The 20,050-nt window shown below is 47.9% G+C and carries 11 protein-coding genes; 4 read left to right on the forward strand and 7 right to left on the reverse strand.

Annotated features, from left to right (window positions below; translation table 11 throughout):
* Positions 1-13 precede the first annotated feature (13 nt).
* The 7 genes from F0265_RS10480 to F0265_RS10510 form a co-directional block, all read right to left on the reverse strand.
* Positions 14-1,528 carry an ABC transporter substrate-binding protein gene (locus tag F0265_RS10480; protein WP_171748834.1) on the reverse strand — a complete coding sequence of 505 codons (1,515 nt, stop codon included), beginning with the start codon at positions 1,526-1,528 and terminating at the stop codon, positions 14-16.
* Positions 1,518-2,366 (reverse strand): dipeptide/oligopeptide/nickel ABC transporter ATP-binding protein, encoded by an 849-nt coding sequence (locus F0265_RS10485; RefSeq protein WP_171748835.1) that lies wholly within the window; start codon positions 2,364-2,366, stop codon positions 1,518-1,520. The genes F0265_RS10480 and F0265_RS10485 overlap by 11 nt, the downstream gene beginning before the upstream one ends.
* A gap of 20 nt (positions 2,367-2,386) precedes the next feature.
* Complete coding sequence (locus tag F0265_RS10490; protein WP_171748836.1) at positions 2,387-3,148, reverse strand: ATP-binding cassette domain-containing protein; 762 nt, start codon at positions 3,146-3,148, stop codon at positions 2,387-2,389.
* 169 nt (positions 3,149-3,317) lie between these two features.
* Positions 3,318-4,622, reverse strand: coding sequence for an MATE family efflux transporter (locus tag F0265_RS10495; protein WP_171748837.1), 1,305 nt, complete (start codon positions 4,620-4,622; stop codon positions 3,318-3,320).
* 160 nt (positions 4,623-4,782) lie between these two features.
* On the reverse strand, positions 4,783-5,994 hold the full coding sequence (locus F0265_RS10500) for an anaerobic sulfatase maturase (protein ID WP_171748838.1): 1,212 nt from the start codon (positions 5,992-5,994) through the stop codon (positions 4,783-4,785).
* A complete protein-coding gene (locus F0265_RS10505) occupies positions 5,991-7,745 on the reverse strand; it encodes a sulfatase (RefSeq protein ID WP_171748839.1) in 1,755 nt (584 codons plus the stop codon). The genes F0265_RS10500 and F0265_RS10505 overlap by 4 nt, the downstream gene beginning before the upstream one ends.
* A gap of 224 nt (positions 7,746-7,969) precedes the next feature.
* Entirely contained in the window at positions 7,970-8,983 is a 1,014-nt protein-coding gene (locus F0265_RS10510; RefSeq protein WP_065742136.1) for a methyltransferase, read from the reverse strand.
* Between the two features lie 463 nt (positions 8,984-9,446).
* On the opposite strand from F0265_RS10510, the gene F0265_RS10515 reads away from it, so the two are divergent.
* The 4 genes from F0265_RS10515 (at position 9,447) to F0265_RS10530 (ending at position 20,014) form a co-directional block, all read left to right on the forward strand.
* Entirely contained in the window at positions 9,447-12,497 is a 3,051-nt protein-coding gene (locus F0265_RS10515; protein WP_171748840.1) for a non-ribosomal peptide synthetase, read from the forward strand.
* Positions 12,498-12,564: 67 nt separating this feature from the next.
* Positions 12,565-14,052, forward strand: coding sequence for an amino acid adenylation domain-containing protein (locus F0265_RS10520; protein ID WP_171748841.1), 1,488 nt, complete (start codon positions 12,565-12,567; stop codon positions 14,050-14,052).
* 18 nt (positions 14,053-14,070) lie between these two features.
* Entirely contained in the window at positions 14,071-14,346 is a 276-nt protein-coding gene (locus F0265_RS10525) for an acyl carrier protein (protein WP_019276642.1), read from the forward strand.
* 139 nt (positions 14,347-14,485) lie between these two features.
* On the forward strand, positions 14,486-20,014 hold the full coding sequence (locus F0265_RS10530; RefSeq protein ID WP_171748842.1) for a type I polyketide synthase: 5,529 nt from the start codon (positions 14,486-14,488) through the stop codon (positions 20,012-20,014).
* The last annotated feature ends 36 nt before the right edge of the window (positions 20,015-20,050 follow it).

Raw genomic sequence — 20,050 nt, forward strand, 5'->3', positions numbered from 1 at the left:
AGACGACATCGAGTTAGTTCACCTCAGTAAACTGGTCGATCAGACGACGCTCACGTGGGTCACGTTGTGCATTCTTTACGCGGTCACTCTCACCTTGGATTACACGCTCGTGAAGCAGTGGAATCACAGCGTATTGCTCAAGAATTTTGCTTTCTGCCTCGATAATCGCTTGCTGGCGTTTCTCGCCTAACGGCTGAAGATCAGCATGTTTCAGTGCCGCATCCACTTCTTCAGAGCAGAACTGACCAAGGTTGTAAGAACCTTTACAGCTAAAGTCACTTTGCATGTACGCCACTGGGTCACCAGAATCCAGCACAGTTGCACGCGATAGCAAGAAGGCATCAAACTTACCTGCTAGTGCATCGTTTTCGATTTGTGCGTATTCACGAACGTCTAGCTCAACTACAAAACCAGCCGCTTCAAGTTGTTGCTTTAGTAGCACCGCTACTTCTGGCAACTCAGCACGGTCGGTAAACGTACCAATGGTGATTTTCTCACCGTTAGCGCGGCGCATTTCCATGGTTTCCATACGAGGGTTCGCATCACGAATTGGCCCCGCCCATGCCAATGCAGGACCTAACAGACCTTTCGCTGAATCGGCGTGGTTCTCATAAACCGTTTTGATGATTTGCTCACGGTTAACCGCTTGAGCCGCTGCTTTACGTAAACCAAACTGGCTAAATACATCTGATTTGTTGTTCAGGTAAAGCGTGTTGGTACGCGGCATTGCAACTTCGTGCAGCCGTGAAGATTCCATCATCGCGATTTGCGATACAGGAACGGCTTCAACTACATCCGCCTCACCGGTACGCAGTGCTGCAGCACGCGCAAAACCGTTTGGTACGTATTCAGCAAAGATACTATCTACTTTCGCTTTTTCACCCCAGTAACCGTCAAAACGCTTCAGTTTCGCGCTGGTTGTACCGTTGATTTCTGTCAGAACGAATGGACCCGTGCCCGCATTGATTGGCACAACGCGACCGTTTTCTTGGTATGCAGCGTCAGAAAGGATCGCTAATTGTGGGCTAGATAAACGGCTTGGCAGCAATGGATCGTTAAAGGTCGTTTTGATTTCAACAGTGAAGTCGTCCAATGCGCGAACTTGCCATTCGATACCATCCAAGATACGTGGCTTAGGTGCGGCATCTAATGCTTTGTGTAGAGAGTTCACAACCGTGTTAGCATCAAGGTCAGAACCATCGTGGAATTTCACGCCCTTACGTACCGTGAATTGCCATGTCATTGGGTCCACTTGCTCCCACTCTGTTGCCAACATAGGCTCAGCAACAGACTGATCGTTAAGGTTAACCAGCGTTTCTGCCGTGCTCCAACGTGACAGTTTGAACGCGTCATCTGAAAGTGGCGACAAACCTGTGCGTGGTGGTTGCATCATGGCAACGCGAATTTCCGTCGGTTGCGGTGCAGCTGCTTTTTCCGCTTCTGGCTTGCTTTCGCCAGAGTCAAAACAACCCGTCAGCAGTGCGCTTAAAGCCAGCGACAAAGCTAACTTGGGAGTACTAAGGTGCATAAGAAACCTCTCCAATGGTTTTTGTGAATTCATTACTTTTGTGTTGAGCGCTCATCAAAGCTCTAGTGATCAGGTGCGATGGGTTATTTGCCACACTTTGTGCTGTGCCGTGCTCGACAACGCGTCCTTTGTCTAACACCAGGATTTCATCGCATAGGGTTTGTGCAGCATCGAGGTCATGTGTCACCAAAATCAGGCGCATCTGACGACTCTTTTGAATGCCTGCCAACAGGTCGAGAATCTGTTGGCGACTGCCGGGGTCTAGGCTGCTGGTTGGTTCATCGGCAACCAACACACAAGGCTCGACAATCAAAGCTCTGGCGATAGCCACACGTTGAGCTTGCCCAACCGATAACTGCTGCGGGTTACGATCTAACAATGTGAGATCCAAACCGACATCCGGCAAGACCTTTTCCACCTTCTCATTGAGCCCTTGCATTAAACCAATATTGCTTAGCGGTTCCAGTAAGATCTGGCGAACGGTGTAATACGGATTCAAGCTCGATTGCGGCTCTTGCGGAATCAGTTGAATGTGCTGACACAACTCTTGGCGCTGCTTAGCCGAGCTACGCGATAACGGATAACCACACACATACACTTCACCTGAAGTGGGTTTACGAAGACCGAACAGAAGTTCAATCAAGGTCGATTTACCCGCGCCAGAAGGACCAACAATCGCAATATTCTGTGTGTCGATAGCGAGATCCAATTGTTCGAGCGCTTTAAACGGTTTGCCCCCCAACCAACTTGGTTTGGAGTAATAGTGAACACTGGCTTGCTCAAAGCGAACTTCCGCCGATTTAGGCTGCGTGTACCCGCTCAAGTTGTGCTTAGTCAAAATAGGCTCCAGAGGTGAGGTTAAGGCAGCAGTTGCGCAAGTTGCTGGCAGAAAGGATGCGAACTTTGCTGAATGGCTTGCCATGGTGCTCCGTAAGCCACCATGGTGTTGTCCGCAATCACCAAGACTTTGTCACAGGCTAAAGCCGCAGATAGATCGTGCGTGATCAACAAACCACTGATGTTGCGTTGCTGAACACTTCTGCGGAACAACTCAAGGATCTCCGCTTCGGTAATTGGATCGAGCGCACTGGTGGGCTCATCAGCGATGATCAAGTTGGCACTGCCAAGCAACGCAATGGCAATACAAATACGCTGACGCTGACCACCAGATAGCTGGCTTGCATGCTGCGCTAATGCTGCTTTTAGGTCTACAAATCCGAGTTGAGACAACAAGGTCGTCACCGTTTGTCGGTTTGCTGAAGACAAGTGTGTTTTGCTGCCCGTCAACGCCAAACACAGTTGTTGTTCAACAGACGCCAATGGATTCAGCGCTTTGAGTGCATCTTGGAAAATGACCGCAGGACGCTGCGAATGACTGCGTTGCAACATGCCAGTTTTTGCGACTTCACTGCTGTTAAGCTGGATACTTCCGTCCACCCAAATATCAGACGGCAAAAAACCTGCGACGGCTTTCGACAACATGGATTTACCAATGCCGGAAGGCCCCATAATGGCAAGAACTTCACCTTGGAACAGCTCAAAAGAAATGTCTTTGAAGAGTGTGTGTTCTGAGTCTGCAAGGCTGAAATTATTAACGGAGAGTATTGGTTGAGAATTCACGACACCAAAATAAATGTAACATTATAACATAACAATGCTATCACGTGATTTTGTGCAATAAAACCGTCTGGAGTAGTTATTTCAGCTTATTTTTCCCTCACATCATCAATGCGAACCATCGCGATTGGTTTGATTCACAATGATATGAAATGATGCCCATTTAATATGACTAAAGACATTTTTTCTTCACCTGAGTAATGCTTGGGTATAAGAAAACAAAGCGTCCAACGTAGAACAAAGTAAATGCCAGCCACAAACCGTGATTGCCCCAATATTGCACCGCAATAAATTGGGTCACTAAGAACACCATCATGGTTAGGAAGGTAGAGTTACGCACTGGTCGCGTCGTCCCTGTGCCAGTAAAGATGCCGTAAAACGTAAGACCAAAACCCGCAACCAATGGGAACACCAATAACCAAGGGTTCATATCTAAATACAGCTCAACAAGGTTTGGCAAGGTGGTAAACAACGTCACCATTTGGTGTTTGAGCAAAACCAACAGCAAGGTCAATACAACAACGAACGCCGCTGTCCATTGCGTGTTTAGCTTAATCACGTTATCAAGCAATCTCGGATTCTTCTGCCCTACCGCTTTACCTGCGAAGACGCTTGACGCATTCGCCACACCATCGAACATGTAGCTGACGATGAAGGTCACTTGCATCAAGATTGCGTTCACCGCGAGCACATCGGAACCTAGCTGAGAGCCCACTCGCGCCATCATGTTGAAGAACACAAGCAGACACACAGTACGTAACAACAAATCCATATTGGAAGACGCAATGACTTTGAGATCTTTACGCGTCATTTTCGCGGTTTGAATGTAATCAAACAACGAGAAGCGACAGGTCTTCAACACCAGCACCGCACCAATAACAAACGTCGAGATTTGCGCGATAAGTGTTGCTATCGCAACGCCAGCAATGCCCATATCGAAGCACAATACGAATACGACATCCAGCACTATATTAAGCACGTTGCCAAACACTTGCGTGAACAAAGTTTCTTTGGCTTTGGCTTGCCCCATCAACCAACCAATCACGGTGTAGTTCAGCAGTACAAACGGTGCACCAAAGATCATGATATCAAAGTAAATCTTAGCGTTTTCTGCCACGACTGCATTAGGGGAGATAATCAGTTCTGCACCCATCCAAATCACGGACTGTAACGCAATAAAAATCAAGCCAAGGCAAAGCGAAAGCACGAAAGGACGGAATAAGCTGCTTGCCTGATCTTCTGGGTTGTTTTTACCTAACGCAATCGCACTTTGCCCAGTGGTACTGACACGGAAGAAGCCAAACAACCAATACAAGGTGTTCATGATGACCGTACCGACCGCTACACCACCAATCATCTCAGCGACACCGAGCCTACCAATCACGGCAGTATCCACCGCCCCCAACAAGGGCTGAGTTACAGTAGAAACGATGAAAGGAAATGCAATTTTAAAGTAGTCTTTATGGGTCAGAGCCATCTTATTCTGCCGAGTTTTATATGAACAGTGTCAGGGTAGAGGAGGGAGATGATGTCCAAGATCAGGATGAGAGTCAAAGATTGTATTGATTATCATTACAGTAAATAACAAAACCCAAAAATATAATAAGGCTAAGCATATTAAATGCTTAGCCTTTTCGTTAATGTTGCTTGTATTGCTGTTTATGAATGGCGTTTTTCACTTCCTGCAATGTCATGTCTTGTTCAAGACATTGGGTAAGGAAAGCAAAGCTGGGTAACACGTGACGATAATAGGCTTGATAGTCCTGACAAAAATAGTTCAGGTTTGCATTGCCATTTGCTGTCGTCGCGATGCGATCTTTGGGGCATCCACCGTAGCATAGATGGAGGTAGGAACAGCTCGTACACTCTTTGGCAAGGCTGGTGTATTTATTGGAACCAAACTGTTTCTGCTTTTCTGACAATAGCATACTGGCAAAGGACTGATGCTCGATGTTGCCTAACTTGGTTTCTTTGTAGACAAAATGATCACACGAGTACACATCACCATTGTGCTCCAACGCGAGGTTCTGACCACATGTTTTGCTGAACACGCAGGTATTACTTTGGCCGTCGACCAGTATCCCCAACGTTGTCTCAAAAATATTAATGAACACGTGACCGATGTCGTCGCGGAACCATTCATCAAATATGGCGTTGAGGAAGCTAGCGTATTGGCCGGGCTTGAGTGACCATGCCATCAGTTCTGGGGCAGACGAAGGCGATATGATCATCTCCGACTGGTTGTAAAACTGATCTGTCTCTTCAACCAAAGGGATGAACTGAAAGTAGCTGATCCCTAATTGTTTTAGGTGGTGATAAAGGGCGAGAGGCTGCGTGACGTTTGCTTGACTGATAACAATAAGCGCATTGAACTCAACGTCATGTTTTTGCAGCAATTTAATTGCTGTTGTTACTTGTTTGTGTGTACCCCGTTTAGCCCGGTTTTTCCGAAACTTATTGTGCTGTTGCTCTGTTCCGTCAATGGATATTCCGACCAGGAAGCCTTCTTGGGCAAAAAATTGGCACCATTCATCATTAAGCAAAATACCGTTGGTTTGAAAGTGGTTGATGCAGGGTTTCCCTTTGGCGTACTGCTTTTGCAACCTTACAGCCGTGCGATAGAACTCTACCCCAAGTAAAGTCGCTTCTCCTCCATGCCAGGTGAAGCTGTAATAGGTTGCATTCGAGCCTTGTGTTTCGATACTGCGCTGGATGAATAGATCAAGCATTGATTCACTCATCGTACTTTCGCTTTTGTCATAGAGCGCAGATTTACCTAGGTAATAACAGTAATCGCAATCGAGGTTACAACGAGACCCAGAAGGCTTAGCGATAACATCAATCATCATGAATCCTCCCTGTGGGTGTTGGTATCTTTGGTGATCTGATAACGCTGAGCTTCGCTCTCTTTCCAACCGTAGCGAACGGCTTTATACGTTATATGGCGTGTTCCCGGTGGGACTTCAAAAGTGCCTGTGTAGAGTTGCCAGTCTCCGTTATCGAGTTGGTAACCGATGGAAGCTCCGCTGGTTATGTTCGAAATGCTGAATCGGTTGGTGAGAGAATCAAAATTTGCGTAAGGTGCTTGCGTGGTCGATTGCTGATTATGTTGATTGTTGGCAGCTTGAGCGAGCTTTTCTTCGGGAATCAGACTCAAATCTGCGTAGTGAGATTGCCACTCGGCGAGAGCGAGCCTGAACCTTTCTAACTCATCCTGATAAGCAGGATTGTCGGCAAGGTTGTGTAACTGCTGCGGATCACTCACTGTATCGTAAAGTTCTTCTTCTGGTTTGGCGGCAAATATCTGAGCTTGCTCCCGAGTCAGCGTCTGATCATCTCTGCCTTCTAATAGGGATTGAACGGCGCCCTGCGATAAGCTGAAAAGTGAATCAAAGTCTTCCGGTGCTTGATTGTAATTCCTGATATAGCGGAATCGCTCATCTCTTACCGTGCGTCCGCGATAGACAACTGCCCCCATTCTGTCTCGAACGGAATACGCGTATTGGCGAGGTGTGGAATCGTCTGCTGATAGATCGTTTCCGTGCATGTAGTCCGGTATTTCAGCCCCTGCGAAGCCCAGAAGGGTAGGTGCGAGATCCTCAAATGACACCAGTCGTTGATCTGCTTGACCTGGTTGTTTCCAGCCTGATGGTTGGTATTGTTCCGGCACGTAGGCAATAAACGGAACCTGAAGCCCTGTGTCATAAAGAGTTCGTTTGTGTCGAGGTAAACCATCTCCGTGATCAGAGGTGATGATCACAATGGTGTTGTCCCAGAGATTGTCTTTCTTTAATGCTGCGAACAGTTTGCCAATTTGGCGATCAAGGATCTGAATATTGTCGTAGTGTCTGGCGATATCACGACGTACTTCTGGCGTATCGGGCAAAAAGTCAGGCACCGTTACGTCTTTTACGTTGGTTCTTTCAATCTGGTAAAGCTGTCTCAACTCATCCCATTTTTCGATATAAGACTGCATAGATTGGTGGGCGGTATCGGCAAAGTAGACAGAGGACTCGTGGGTGATCTGTGGGTTGTAGCGCAGATAAAAATTTTTGCCCTGTAGGTCAAACTCTCTCCATGGAAAGGGGATGTTCTGGTCAGTCAGGTCAGAGTATTTGCCCTGCTGATCCCAGATAGTAAATGGACCGGGATCAGCGAGGCCATTGGTAAACTGATAGTCTGTTTTGGTGTCGTTATACGTAAAGTAGTTATTGCGGCGTAATATTTCCGGATAAGCTTTGATGTGCTCTGGTGGCACACCCACATAGGGTTTTTCTTTGAATTGAACAGTGCGCATATGCTGAAGGCCTATTGAATTAGGGAACCTTCCAGTAATGACTCCCGCTCGGCTAGGGGCTGAAATGGGTGCCATGGCATACGCATTGTCAAACCGGACAGCTTGATCGGCGAAGGCGTCAATGTTTGGTGTGTTGGCGACCTTATCACCATAAGCTCCAAACCTTGGGCTGAGGTCTTCAGCCATAATAACGACAATATTGGGGCGTTTGCTCACTATCTGATTGGTATAGTCTTGAGCGAAAGACGGGGTCGCACCTAGAGTAGTCAATGAGATCAATGTTGCTAACTGAGTCAGTTTCATCGTTTAAGCATCCTTTCACTGGCGGTAGGACAATTTACGCTATGTCATTTTGTATGAACCGAATGTGAACGAAATGTTAATCAGAGTGCTTTGAGAATGAATCAGGAACTAGCAGAATGGATAAAGAGAACGGCTTTTTGAGTCCTAAGTTAATTAAAGTTAAGTGATACGGGCTTTAATGGTCATGTAAGCCGTTAGAAAAGCCCGTTACATTCCGTTACTAACTAGCCTTTCATCACTTCCATCACTGTGTGTCCCGTGGCGAGTTTTGCACTGCGGGCGACGCGTAGATTTGATTTGGCGAGTAGCTTTTCCATATCGCTTAAGCTGCGTTGATGGGTGCCATCTTCGCAGATAACCGATTGGAAGAGGGCGTTGAACAGCAGTCGTGGAGAGCGCTCACCGTCTTCAACGAGAGGTTCAATCACCAGCAGGCGATTGTCTTCTAGCGATCGAGCAACCGTGTCGAGTATGTCTTTACAAGACTGTGTATTCCAGTTGTGCAGGACGTTTTTCAGCAGATAAATATCGTAGCCGGAGGGGATAGAATCGAAGAAATCGCCGCAGCAGACCTCAACTCTGTCGTGAATGTCGCTGGGCAAGTACTGCCAACTTTGCTCGCACACTTCTTCTCGGTCAAAGATACACCCAGACAGATGTTCGTAGCGATGGAGTAACTCTGCGGTAATTACGCCGCTTCCGCCGCCAATGTCCATCAAGCTACCTGCAAAACTGAACATATCTGGAAAAACTCTGGCGAGCTCTGCGCCCACTGGTCTTGAAAAGTCACGCATAGCAAGATCATACACGGAGGAACGAGAAGGTGTGGATTCCAAATACTGGTAAAGCGTCTGATCATAGATGTGTTTGAATCCGGAGTCTCCAGTTTTACAGGTATGGAGTAGTCCCTCATAGCCGCGATAATACTCTTCGCCGAACAGTCGGCAGAAATGTCGCATAGACTGAGGGTGGTCAGAAAGAAGCAGCATGGAATGCGTGTTATTGCTGATCATTCGATCATCTTCGACATCAAAAAAACCAAACAGCTCGACGACCTTAAGCGTATTTAGCAGGACAGTCTTATCCGCATTACAAGCTAAAGCAAGTGCGTCGATGTCGAGCGAGCCCTCTTTTAATAAGTCGGCAAGCCCCAGTTCTGCGGCCACATTGAGTGCTTTGGCTGCCAGAGGCAGCATCATGATTTCAGATATCTTTTTAGTGGACTCTACATTACTCATAAAACGACCTCATTAAACCGTTATTTATTGCGTATTTAGCAAGCTAGCTTTGAAAACTTAATATTTAATTAAGATTGAATGAGTACAGAATATTATTGTCGGTGTAGGTTACTAATGAAGGTTTTATCATTATTACCTGATGATTGTATTTGAGTTGTTTCTTCATTTATGAAAAGAGAATAAATTTAATTCTAAAGTGTTTTTTATGTCTGTTTATAGTCAATTTAAAGTTAGTTTATAATTGATAATATTGAATTTAAAGTAAGTTATATCTCCATAAGTGGTTGTTATTTGGTTTTTATTTCCTCCCTATCTCTGCCTTAAAAACTTTGATGCTTAAAACCAATTTGTTTCCTTAATTAAATCCTAAGTTTTCATGTCTAACTTTTATTTGTAGACACCGGTCAGCAAGAAAATATTCTCGCATGACTTCAGGAATACCTTAACCAGCGAGGTAAATATTGTGAAAAATAACAATCCTGTATTTGAAACTATTTCAATGCAATCGTCGATTTCCCCTGAGGCAATAGCGGTTATCTACAAAGACAAGTCGCTGACCTATTCTGAGCTTGAGCTGCAATCAAACCAATTAGCGAGCTACTTAGTTACTCAATATCCTGATGGCAATAAAGGCAAAGTGGCGGTTTACCTTGAACCTAGCCTGATGTTGCCAGTGGTGATACTGGGGGTAATGAAAGCTGGGTTCAGTTATGTGCCTCTCTCTTCGTTCCAGCCGACAAAACGCATTCAGCAAATTTTGGATGATTCCGGTGCATTCCTCATCATCACTGATGAGCTACTGAGCAAGAAGCCGAGCATGGCTGAGTGCGATACAGAGAAGCTGAATGTTGCAGCGCTTGATCTAGCTGGCACTCTACACTGCCAATCATTGCCGAAGGTAAGCCATTCTGATTTGGCTTATACCCTTTACACATCAGGCTCGACGGGTGTGCCAAAAGGGGTAGAAGTTGAACATGGTAGCATGGCGTATTATCTCGATTGGTTTAATCACGATTTATGGCCTGAAACTCAGGCAACCCTACCGCTCACCTCCTCTCTAAGCTTTGCGGCTGCGGTGACTCAATTGTTTGCTCCATTGTTACGTGGCGACACTCTTCATATTCTTCCTGAAGGTACTTTGAATAACCCGCAACGACTCTTTGATTGGTATCAGAACCGAACTAACACGGCGATCTACTGTGTCCCTACAATATGGAATGAATTACTGAATTACCGTTGTTCTGTCGATAGCGCGCTATCTCTCCCTGAAACCGTTTTTCTATCCGGAGAACCTATCGGTGAAGACATTAAGCAACGTACGTTCGACAGCATCGAGAATGTGCGTTTGTTTAACCTATATGGCCCGACTGAAACCGTTGCAAACTGTGCGTTTACTGAATTAGAGCCAGACCAGCCCGTGACTATAGGCAAAGCGTTGGCAGGAAGTGAGTTGTTTCTACTCGATGAAAAGGGCGCATTAGTGACAGACGGCAGCGTGGGTGAAATCTGTATATGCGGCCCGGGCGTGGCTCGCGGATACAGTCATCGACCTGAATTGAGCGCAGAGCGTTTCTTCTCTCATCGCGGCCACAGCGCGCATCGCACCGGAGATTTAGGTCAGTTCAACGCAAACGGAGATATGGTGTGCCTTGGCCGCAAAGATCGTCAGGTGAAAATTCACGGAGTGCGAGTTGAGTTGGGCGAAATAGAAGCCAATCTTCGTCAGCATAGTGAAGTAGCCGACGCTGCGGTGAAAATGGTCAATGGTGGGCTGGTGGCTTACTTGCTGACGGACAAAAAACCAAGTGCTTGGGATCTACGTGCTTTCCTTAGCGAGCGCTGCCCGAGCGCGATGATGCCCGCTCAATTTGTTTACCTTGAAAGCTTTCCAAAACTACCGAATGGAAAACTCGATAGCGCTCGTCTACCCGAGCCAGCGCCAGTAAGGCCAGAACTGAATTATGATTGCAACGTACCCGCTAACGACCTTGAACGGGACCTTGTGGACATCTGGCAAGAAGTGCTCGGTTTTAGTGGCCTAGGGGTTGATGATGACTTCTTTGACTTAGGCGGGAACTCCTTGCAGGCAATGCGTGCCAGAACCCTGATTCGACGCCGCCTCTACAGCGAGATAGATTTCAAGCTCTTTTTCAGCAATGCGACGCCGCGTAAATTGGCTGCGGTCGTACCTTATTACCTAGCGGATGACTTGGATGACGCGATATCCACTCCAAATGAGAAGAATCAAGAAGCGCAATTCGAACCGCTCACATCGCAACAGGCTTACTTCCTGACGTTAGAACAAACCAGCGCTAACCCGAAAGCCTACCAGCCTGCGTTTTGTATTTACCTTGAAGGAAAAGCAAGTTCGGAGAGCGTGGAATGGTGCCTCAATCGGGTGTTGGCCAGCAACCCAATCCTGACTACTCAATTCGATCTCGATAACTTTACCGCTAAAGAAGGTGGCTATGGTGCAGGTAAAGTAGAGATTCCGCACCGTAAGGTTGAGCATGTGTCGGGCAAACTCAGTGAAATGTCGCATTGTGATTTGTTGGATATGGCAGACATGCCGGATATCGACATCGACAGAGAGCCACCGATTCGCCTGGCGTTATTGAGCAATAGTGACGATGAGCATGTGATCGTTGTTCGTGTCCACCACGCTGTGTTTGACCATGATTCCATTGGCATATTCTTTGAGCAATTTGTTCAGGCTTACCGCGCTTATATGGCAGGAGATTATGGTTTTGCCCAGCATCACCAACACCACTTGAGCTTGAAACAGCATCGCGGTGCGATGGTGGATGAAGAAAGCCAGATGCAATTTTGGTTGTCGACATTGAATCGCTATCTGACAAAAGGTGCGGACAGTTCGTTGTACCCAAAAGCGGATTACCCGTCACCACAAGGCTACGCTGTAGAACTTTCCCAGCCTTTCAGCCAAGCGATAAAAGACTTTGCCCACGCACACAATACAACGGCGTATGTCGTGTTACTCACGCTGTTTAATCTCGTGTTAAACCACGAAACTCGTTATCACAGCATAACGATTGGCTTGCCTGTCTCCAATCGAGCCCTTTGTCAGCACGATGGTCAGCTCGGCTGTTTCGTCAACATGGTCACCTACCACGAACAGGTTGATCAGGTTGATAGCGTTGTGAGTTTGATTGAAGCCAGCAGCAAAGCGATCTACTCGTTGATAGAAAATCAGTCCGTGTCCTACCTAGAACTTGCTGATGAAATGCGAAGCAAAGGCTGGCTCGAGAAACTGCGTTTCCCTGTCACGTTTAATTATCTGTCTGCGATGCCGGAAGCTACAGAGGTGCAAGGCTGCCGCATGAAAGTTCAACACATCGCTGAGCAATCCGCTCGATGCGATTTGACTCTAACTGTCGATGACGGCGAGCAGTTGACCCTCAATTTCGATTATGAAAGTACGGCGTTTACCAAACAGCAGATCACCTTGCTGGCAGAACAATACTTGGCTCTGATTTCAGACACATTATCTCTGTAATGCGGAGTGTCTCCGGCTCGCAGGGAGCCGGAGATGAATAACGATTAAATATGGGGAGATGAATACAATGTCAAAATTGATCCACCGTCAGTTTGCTCATCAGTGCGCCAAAACACCGGATAATATCGCTCTGCGAAGTGACAGCGAAAACATCACATACCGCCAACTGGAACTGCGCGCCAATAATATTGCTCAGTCATTAATCCGCTCTGGCATTACATCAGGCGATGTTGTCGGCATCTACATGAATCGCTGCAATAACCTTGTTGCGACCATATTGGGTATATTGAAATCAGGTGCTTGTTACTTACCGCTCGATCCTTATTACCCAAGCGATCGCCTCGCTTATATGGCAGAGCACTCGGAAGCCAAACTGGTGATCACTGACAATTTGAATAGCATGGATTGGCTTAGCAATGATCTTCCAACGTTGGATGTGAATAGCATAGATTTTTCCAGCGTGACAACCCCAGACTTACCGCAGGTAGACGAACAGAGCTTGTGTTACATCATGTACACTTCGGGCTCAACCGGTAAGCCTAAGGGCGTGATGATCGCGCATCATACGGTGTTGAATTACCTCAACTGGATGCAAGATGCCTTTCAACTGACGACAAACAGCCGGGTACTGAATCAGACTACATTCAGCTTTGATATTTCAGTCTGGGAAATGTTCTGGCCTCTGATGACTGGAGCAAGCTGCGCACTGATTGCTGAAGACGCTAAGTATGACCCCGTGCTGTTGGCTGACTTCGTTGAGCAGCATCAGGTCACAGTCGCTCAGTTTGTGCCAACCGCACTACGTATCATTGTCGATGCGGATGTACTGCAACAATGTACCTCGCTAGAGCATATCTTCTCTGGTGGAGAAGCGCTGCCGCAACGCTTGGTGGACGACTTGTCGGCGCAGTATTCGGGTCATATCCACAACCTCTACGGGCCGACAGAAGCCACCATTTTTGCTTGTCATTGGTACTGCCAGCCACAGTGTGCAGAAAAAGTCGTGCCGATTGGCCGCCCGATTCCGCACGCAGAAGTGCTTGTCCTTGATGAAGCTCTGCAGCCGGTAAAACAAGGGCAATGCGGTGAATTGTATTTAGCTGGAGATATTCTGGCGAAAGGTTACCTAAAACGTGCCGACCTTACTCAAGAGCGCTTTGTAGATCATCCCCAGAGTGGAGAAAAAATGTATCGCACAGGCGATTTGGTGAGTACCAGAGCAGATGGTGCGTTACTGTTCCATGGCCGAACCGATTCACAAATCAAACTGCGCGGTCACCGAATTGAGCTGGCCGAAATTGAAGCTCAGCTACAAGCGATGCCCAGCATTTCTCACGCTGCAGTGATTGTGGATAGCAGCGATGACGGTAAGGCATCTTACCTGACTGCCTTTTATGTGCCCTCTCAGCAGTCCAACGTTGATGTGCAAGTGATCAAAGAACAATTGGCAAAAGTATTGCCTTATTACATGCAACCCTCCCGATATTACTCCGTTGATAGCTTACCCACGCTCCCTAATGGGAAAGTTAGCAAGTCAGCTTTAAACGCTCACTAACAAAAAGGTTCTAGCACTATGTCGAATAACAAACCCAATATGACACCTGAAATTGAAAACCGTGTTCTCTCAATCTGGCAATCGGTTTTAGACGTTAAAAAAATTGCCCGAGATGAGAACTTCTTTGATGCAGGAGGCAACTCATTATTAATGAGTAAAGTACACAGGGAAATAAAAAGGCAGCTTGGGATTCCGATTAATATTATCGAGCTATTTCAATGCCCTACAGTGGATTCGCTAAGTAAGAATATCTCTAAAAAATACCCTCAGGTGTTATTAGAAAAATCGAATTAAAACTTCGCTAAATAGCTTTACCTAGAAGACAAATTCATTTTATTCGCTGATTGAAACACTCCTTTCTTTTCAAAGGAGAGGGGCCGTTTTTCCCGAAATAAGTACAAATAAATACGACATACAACCCGTGAGGTAGCATATGAAAGACCAAGCAACACTGCGCGATAAAGATATAGCTATTATTGGCATGTCAGGCCGATTCCCTGGTGCAGAAGACATCACGACGTTCTGGAAGAACCTCGCTGAAGGGCTGGAAACCATCACAACATTTAGCGAACAAGAGCTTCGCGAGTCGGGTGTCGATGAAGAATTGATTGCCTCACCCAACTACATTCCTCGCCGAGGTATTCTCGGCAACGCGCAACATTTCGATGCGCACTTCTTTGATATTACTCCTCGTGACGCGGAAATCATGGACCCGCAACACCGTGCGTTTCTGGAAAGCAGTTGGCATGCTTTTGAAGATGCGGGATACGTGCCTTCGAGTTATCCGGGCAAAGTGGGTGTTTTTGGCGGTACAGGCACAGCGTGGCATTTGAACAAAGTCCATTCCCATCCGGGCGTTAGCCAGTTTGCCAGTGGCGCATCCGTTGTGACCAATAACGATAAAGACTATGTCACAACGCGAGTCTCCTACAAGCTGGACTTAAAAGGGCCAAGCGTGAACGTACAGACGGCCTGTTCAACCGCAATGGTGGCTGTGGTGATGGGGATTAACAGTTTATTAAGCCGTGAAAGTGACCTCGTGGTTGCTGGTGGTGTATCCATCGATACACCGGAGCGCCGCGGTTACAAATACATGCAAGGTGGTATGGAGTCGGCGGATGGACGCTGTTACGCGTTTGATTCTCGTGCCAATGGCACGGTGTTTAGTCGCGGTGTTGGTGCTGTGCTGCTTAAGCGTGTTAAGGATGCAGTCAAAGATGGCGACCACATCTACGCAGTGATCAAAGGCGGGGCAATCAACAATGATGGTAGCCTCAAAGCGGGATTCACGGCACCGGGCATTGAGGGGCAGGTTGAAGTCGCGAAGCAGGCGATTTCCAACGCTGATATTGATGTAGAAAACATCCGCTTTGTTGAAGCGCATGGTACGGCGACAGCGTTGGGTGACCCGATTGAATTTTCGTCTTTGTCGCAAACCTTCCGCCACTTCACGGATAAAGAGCAGTTCTGTCGTTTAGGTTCAGTCAAAACTAACATCGGCCACACCGATGCTGCATCGGGCGTTGCCAGTCTGATTAAAGCCTCAATGGCATTGGAATCCGGACAGCTTCCAGCTTCGCTGCATTATGCTGAGCCGAATCCAAACATTGAGTTTGAAACCAGTCCGTTCGTGATGAACACTGCACTGACAGCGTTTAAACAGCAGGACAAGCCAAACAATGCGTTGGTCAACTCCTTTGGTGTCGGAGGTACCAATGCTTGTGTGATTCTCGAAACGGCGCCAGAGACTCAACCGGGTGATGCGCATAACTCGCCACTCATGATCCCGTTCTCAGCCCGTAGTCGCAACGCATTGAATGAGATGAAACAGCGTCTGGCGAGTTACCTGACAGATAACCCAGATGCAGATGTTGCGGACGTGGCGTATACCATGCAGGTAGGCCGCAAACAGTTCGAATTTTCCACCTCGGTGGTTGGCAATGATCGTCAGGCCATCATTGAAGCGCTGGCTAAGCCTTCTCAGATTGTGTCTGGAAGCAAATCAAAGCGACCAATGGTGTTTATGTTCCCGGGGCAGGGCAACCAATATCCGAACATGTCTCGCGATCTTTACCAGACGTATCCGGTGTTTAAGCAGGCGATGGATCAGTGCTGCGAGTATCTGATGCCAATACTTGAACAGGATCTGCGTGAGATTATCTTCCCGCAAGATGAGCAAACCGCGGCTCGTATTAACGAAACTCAATTCACTCAGCCTGCGTTGTTCGTAGTTGAGTACAGTCTTGCTCAGCTTTGGATGTCATGGGGTATTCAGCCCGATGTGATGATTGGTCACAGTGTGGGTGAGTACGTGGCAGCGTGCTTGTCAGGCGTGTTCTCGTTGGAAGATGCGCTAAAAGCTGTCGCGATTCGTGGCAAGCTGGTTCAGGCTCTGCCAGCGGGCGCAATGCTAGCGGTTCTGATGGAAGAAGCTGAGCTCACAGAGCGCTTATCAAACAGTGAACTGGATATCGCGGCGGTCAATTACCCAGAACTCTGTGTGGTGGCGGGCGAGCTAGAAGCGATAAAAGCGTTCCAATATGAGCTGGAAGAAGAAGGTATCTTCTGCAAGCACTTGGATACGTCACACGGCTTCCACTCAAGCATGATGGATCCTATGTTGCCAGCGTTCAGAGACGTGATCGATGGTATTGAGCTGAATGCGCCGCAGATTCCGTTCGTCTCTTCGGTAAATGGTGAATGGATCAGCGATGAGTTAGCACAAGATAGCGACTACTGGGTGCGCCACGTCAGAAACCCTGTGCTGTTCTCGCATGCATTCAAAACCTTGATGGCCGATCATCAGGATGGTTTTGTGGCGCTAGAAGTGGGGCCGGGCCGTTCTCTGGAGTCTGCGGCGAAGCAACACTTCCGTGAAGAAGATGGTTCGAATGCCGATATCTTCTCCTCTTTGCCTACGGCCAAAGAAGTCGAGATTTCCGGTGAGCATTTCATCTCAATGCTTGGTGCTTTATGGGCGCATGGCGTCGAGATTGACTGGTCATCTTACTATGGTGATGAGCGCCGACGTCGCCTGCCTCTGCCGGGCTACCCGTTCGAGCGAAATGAATTCAAACTGCCTGAGCTGAAAACAGGTAATGCTGAAAGCCTATCAAGCAGCAGTGCGGAAGCCAGTTTGAAACGCAAGAAAACCGATATTGGTGACTGGTTCTATATGCCAGCGTGGAAGCGAACCATTCCTGCTGACTTCATGCCGAGCAAACAAACTCAAGCTGAAAATGATTGTTGGGTGGTTTTCGCTGACGAATATGGTGTGGCTGATCAGCTGCATGCTCAGCTTCTGGCATCAGGCCAGCAAGTGGTGACTGTGTTCAAAGGCGTCTGCTATCAGGATAATGTCGTCACCAGCGACAGCGCGAAGAGCTTTGTCATTGACCCTACCTCTCGTGAAGACTACATCCGAGTGCTTAAGGCAATCAAAGCTCAAGAGATGAATCCGGTTCGTATTGTTGATCTGTGGAACCTCTCTCCTGAGCAAGGTGATGTCGACCTTGAACTGTGCCGTGAACACCAGTTGGATTCTTTCTACAGTCCGTTGTACCTGCAACAGGCGCTGGTGAGTGAGAACTTGCTGGATAATCTTCACCTGTTGTTGGTGACCAATAATATCTTCAGTGTCTCTGGGGAGCGAGTTTACGCACCTGAAAAAGCACTGTTAGTCGGGCCTGCGCGTGTGTTCTACCACGAGTACCCAGATGTTCAGTGTCATTTAGTCGATATCGACTGGCCTGCGGACTTAGCGAATGAATCCGGTCACTGGACGGCAGAGCAAGCGGCACGTTGTCTGATTGCTGAGAGTAGTATTAACACTGACGGTCAACTGGTGGCGTATCGAGGTGGCTGCCGCTGGGAGGAAGACTATCAGGCGGTTAATTTAAAACAGCAAGAGCCAGGCTTACCAGCGCAATTCAAAGATGATGGCGTTTATCTCATCACTGGTGGATTGGGCGGTCTTGGTATGCTGGTGGCCGGCCACATCTCGGAAATGAGCAATGCGACGCTTGTTCTGACTTATCGCAGTCGTCTGCCTGAACGCGAGCAATGGAATGACTGGATTCAGAATCACCCAGTCGATGATCCAATGAGTGAAAAACTGGCGGGCATCCTGCGTCTTGAGGAGCAAGGTAACACCATTGACCTAGTCAATGTGGACGTCTGTGATTATGTGGCTATGTCGGAAGTGTTTGAACGCTATGATCGCTTTGATGGCATTTTCCACACGGCTGGTATTGCGGGTGGTGGCATCATTCCGCTCAAGTCAGATGAAGACTGTGCCAGCGTTCTGGAACCGAAGATCCTCGGCAGCCTGATTCTCGATGACCTGACCAGAGACAGCCAGCCTGATTTCATGGTGCTGTTCTCTTCCATCAGCTCGATTGTCGGTGATGAAGCTCGGATTGATTACTGTTCTGGTAATGCCTTTATGGATGTGTTTGCCAGCTACCGTAATCAGAATCGAAACGGTCGCACCATTGCAATCAACTGGGGTAAATGGGGTGATGTCGGCATGGCGGTTCAGTGGGCTCGTGAGTTGGATGAGAAAAACAAAGCCAACGAAGCGCCCCTAGAACAAACAGGGCTGCTTACGCTGCTCGGCCGTAAAGGTATGGAAGAAGAATATCGAGTCAATCTGGATGTGCGAAACGACTGGGTACTCAACGAGCATAGCTTGTCGAATCAACCGACCTTGGTTGGTACCACCATACTGTCGATGCTGCATACCCTGATGAATCACTTCAAGCCTCAGGAAGCGCTTCAGGTTAAGAACTTGCTGTTGACCAAACCGGCGATTTACCACAACGCATGGCCACGTGAAATGCGCCTGTATGTACGCAGTGAAGGCGCGGGCTACAGCTTTAGCCTTCGTAGCCGCGGCGTCCGTGACATCGAGTGGGACGAACATGCGCTGGGCAACCTTGGCCGTGGTGTCGAGAGTGAAGAGAGCCTTGCCGCTGTAGATTCACTTGAAGCGATTCAGTCTCGCTGCATTAACAAACTGCCTGATGACTTAACTGGCAAGGATTACGTCAATGCCGTAACGGGTGAAACCTTCCTGTCGCTCAGTGAGCGTTGGAATGGTCCTAAGTGTGCGTGGCAAGGTGAGGATGAGTGGCTGATTCATAAAGATCTCGATGCTCAGTTCCAGAGTGATTTTGAACAGTACCCGTATCACCCGGCACTGATTGACTCGGTATCCATTCGCTGTATCAACCTGATCACGACAGACAACTACCTGCCAATCAGCTACGGCAAGATCAGCTATCTGGCACCACTTGACGGAGATTGCTACGCGCATATCAAGCTCAAACAGCCGTATCAGGCGGAAGACAGCACCATCATCTTGGATGTGGTCTTCCTATCTGCTGACAGCAAGCCGTTGATGGTTCTGGAGAACTACACGCTAGTACGTATGAAAGCCGAGAATCAGGTTGCTGCTTCTGCGCCAGCGTCTGCTGTAGCTCAGGTTACCGTTGATGTCTCCGACAAGGACATTCTGTTCTACGAAGGGCTGGATGCACTGAAACGACAGCTTGCACACCTAGAGTTTGAACAACTCGTCGTGGTGACCAGTGATCTAGGTCAGCTTATCTACGAAGCGATTCCTGAACAGGAAGATGAACAGCTGGCAGAGCTGGAAGCGGAAGTCAGCCAAGGGCACGCCCGTCCAGAACTCTCCGTTGAGTATGTGGCACCTGAAAACGATATCGAAAAAGAGATCATTGCAGTCTGGCAGTCGATTCTAGGCATTTCAGGTATTGGTGTTGATGACAATTTCGTCGAGCTTGGCGGTAACTCGCTGTTGGCGGTGCAAATTGTGTCAAAAGTGTCAGCCAAGTTTGAAGTCGATATTCGAGTGGATCTCTTCTATCAGGATCAAACCGTAAGAGGGTTGTCCGGCCTGATCATCGAAGCGTTTGAATCTGTTCTTCAGAGCGAATAGCGCCCATTTCCCGGGCATTAGCCCGGGAAGTTCATC

This window comes from Vibrio sp. RE88, from assembly GCF_013113835.1.
Classification (GTDB): domain Bacteria; phylum Pseudomonadota; class Gammaproteobacteria; order Enterobacterales; family Vibrionaceae; genus Vibrio.

Bases quoted from the DNA above. Each gene is read 5' to 3' on its own strand.
- F0265_RS10530 (WP_171748842.1), top strand. From the start codon at position 14,486: ATGAAAGACCAAGCAACACTGCGCGATAAAGATATAGCTATTATTGGC.
- F0265_RS10500 (WP_171748838.1), bottom strand. From the start codon at position 5,994: ATGATGATTGATGTTATCGCTAAGCCTTCTGGGTCTCGTTGTAACCTC.
- F0265_RS10495 (WP_171748837.1), bottom strand. From the start codon at position 4,622: ATGGCTCTGACCCATAAAGACTACTTTAAAATTGCATTTCCTTTCATC.
- F0265_RS10525 (WP_019276642.1), top strand. From the start codon at position 14,071: ATGTCGAATAACAAACCCAATATGACACCTGAAATTGAAAACCGTGTT.
- F0265_RS10510 (WP_065742136.1), bottom strand. From the start codon at position 8,983: ATGAGTAATGTAGAGTCCACTAAAAAGATATCTGAAATCATGATGCTG.
- F0265_RS10520 (WP_171748841.1), top strand. From the start codon at position 12,565: ATGTCAAAATTGATCCACCGTCAGTTTGCTCATCAGTGCGCCAAAACA.
- F0265_RS10505 (WP_171748839.1), bottom strand. From the start codon at position 7,745: ATGAAACTGACTCAGTTAGCAACATTGATCTCATTGACTACTCTAGGT.
- F0265_RS10480 (WP_171748834.1), bottom strand. From the start codon at position 1,528: ATGCACCTTAGTACTCCCAAGTTAGCTTTGTCGCTGGCTTTAAGCGCA.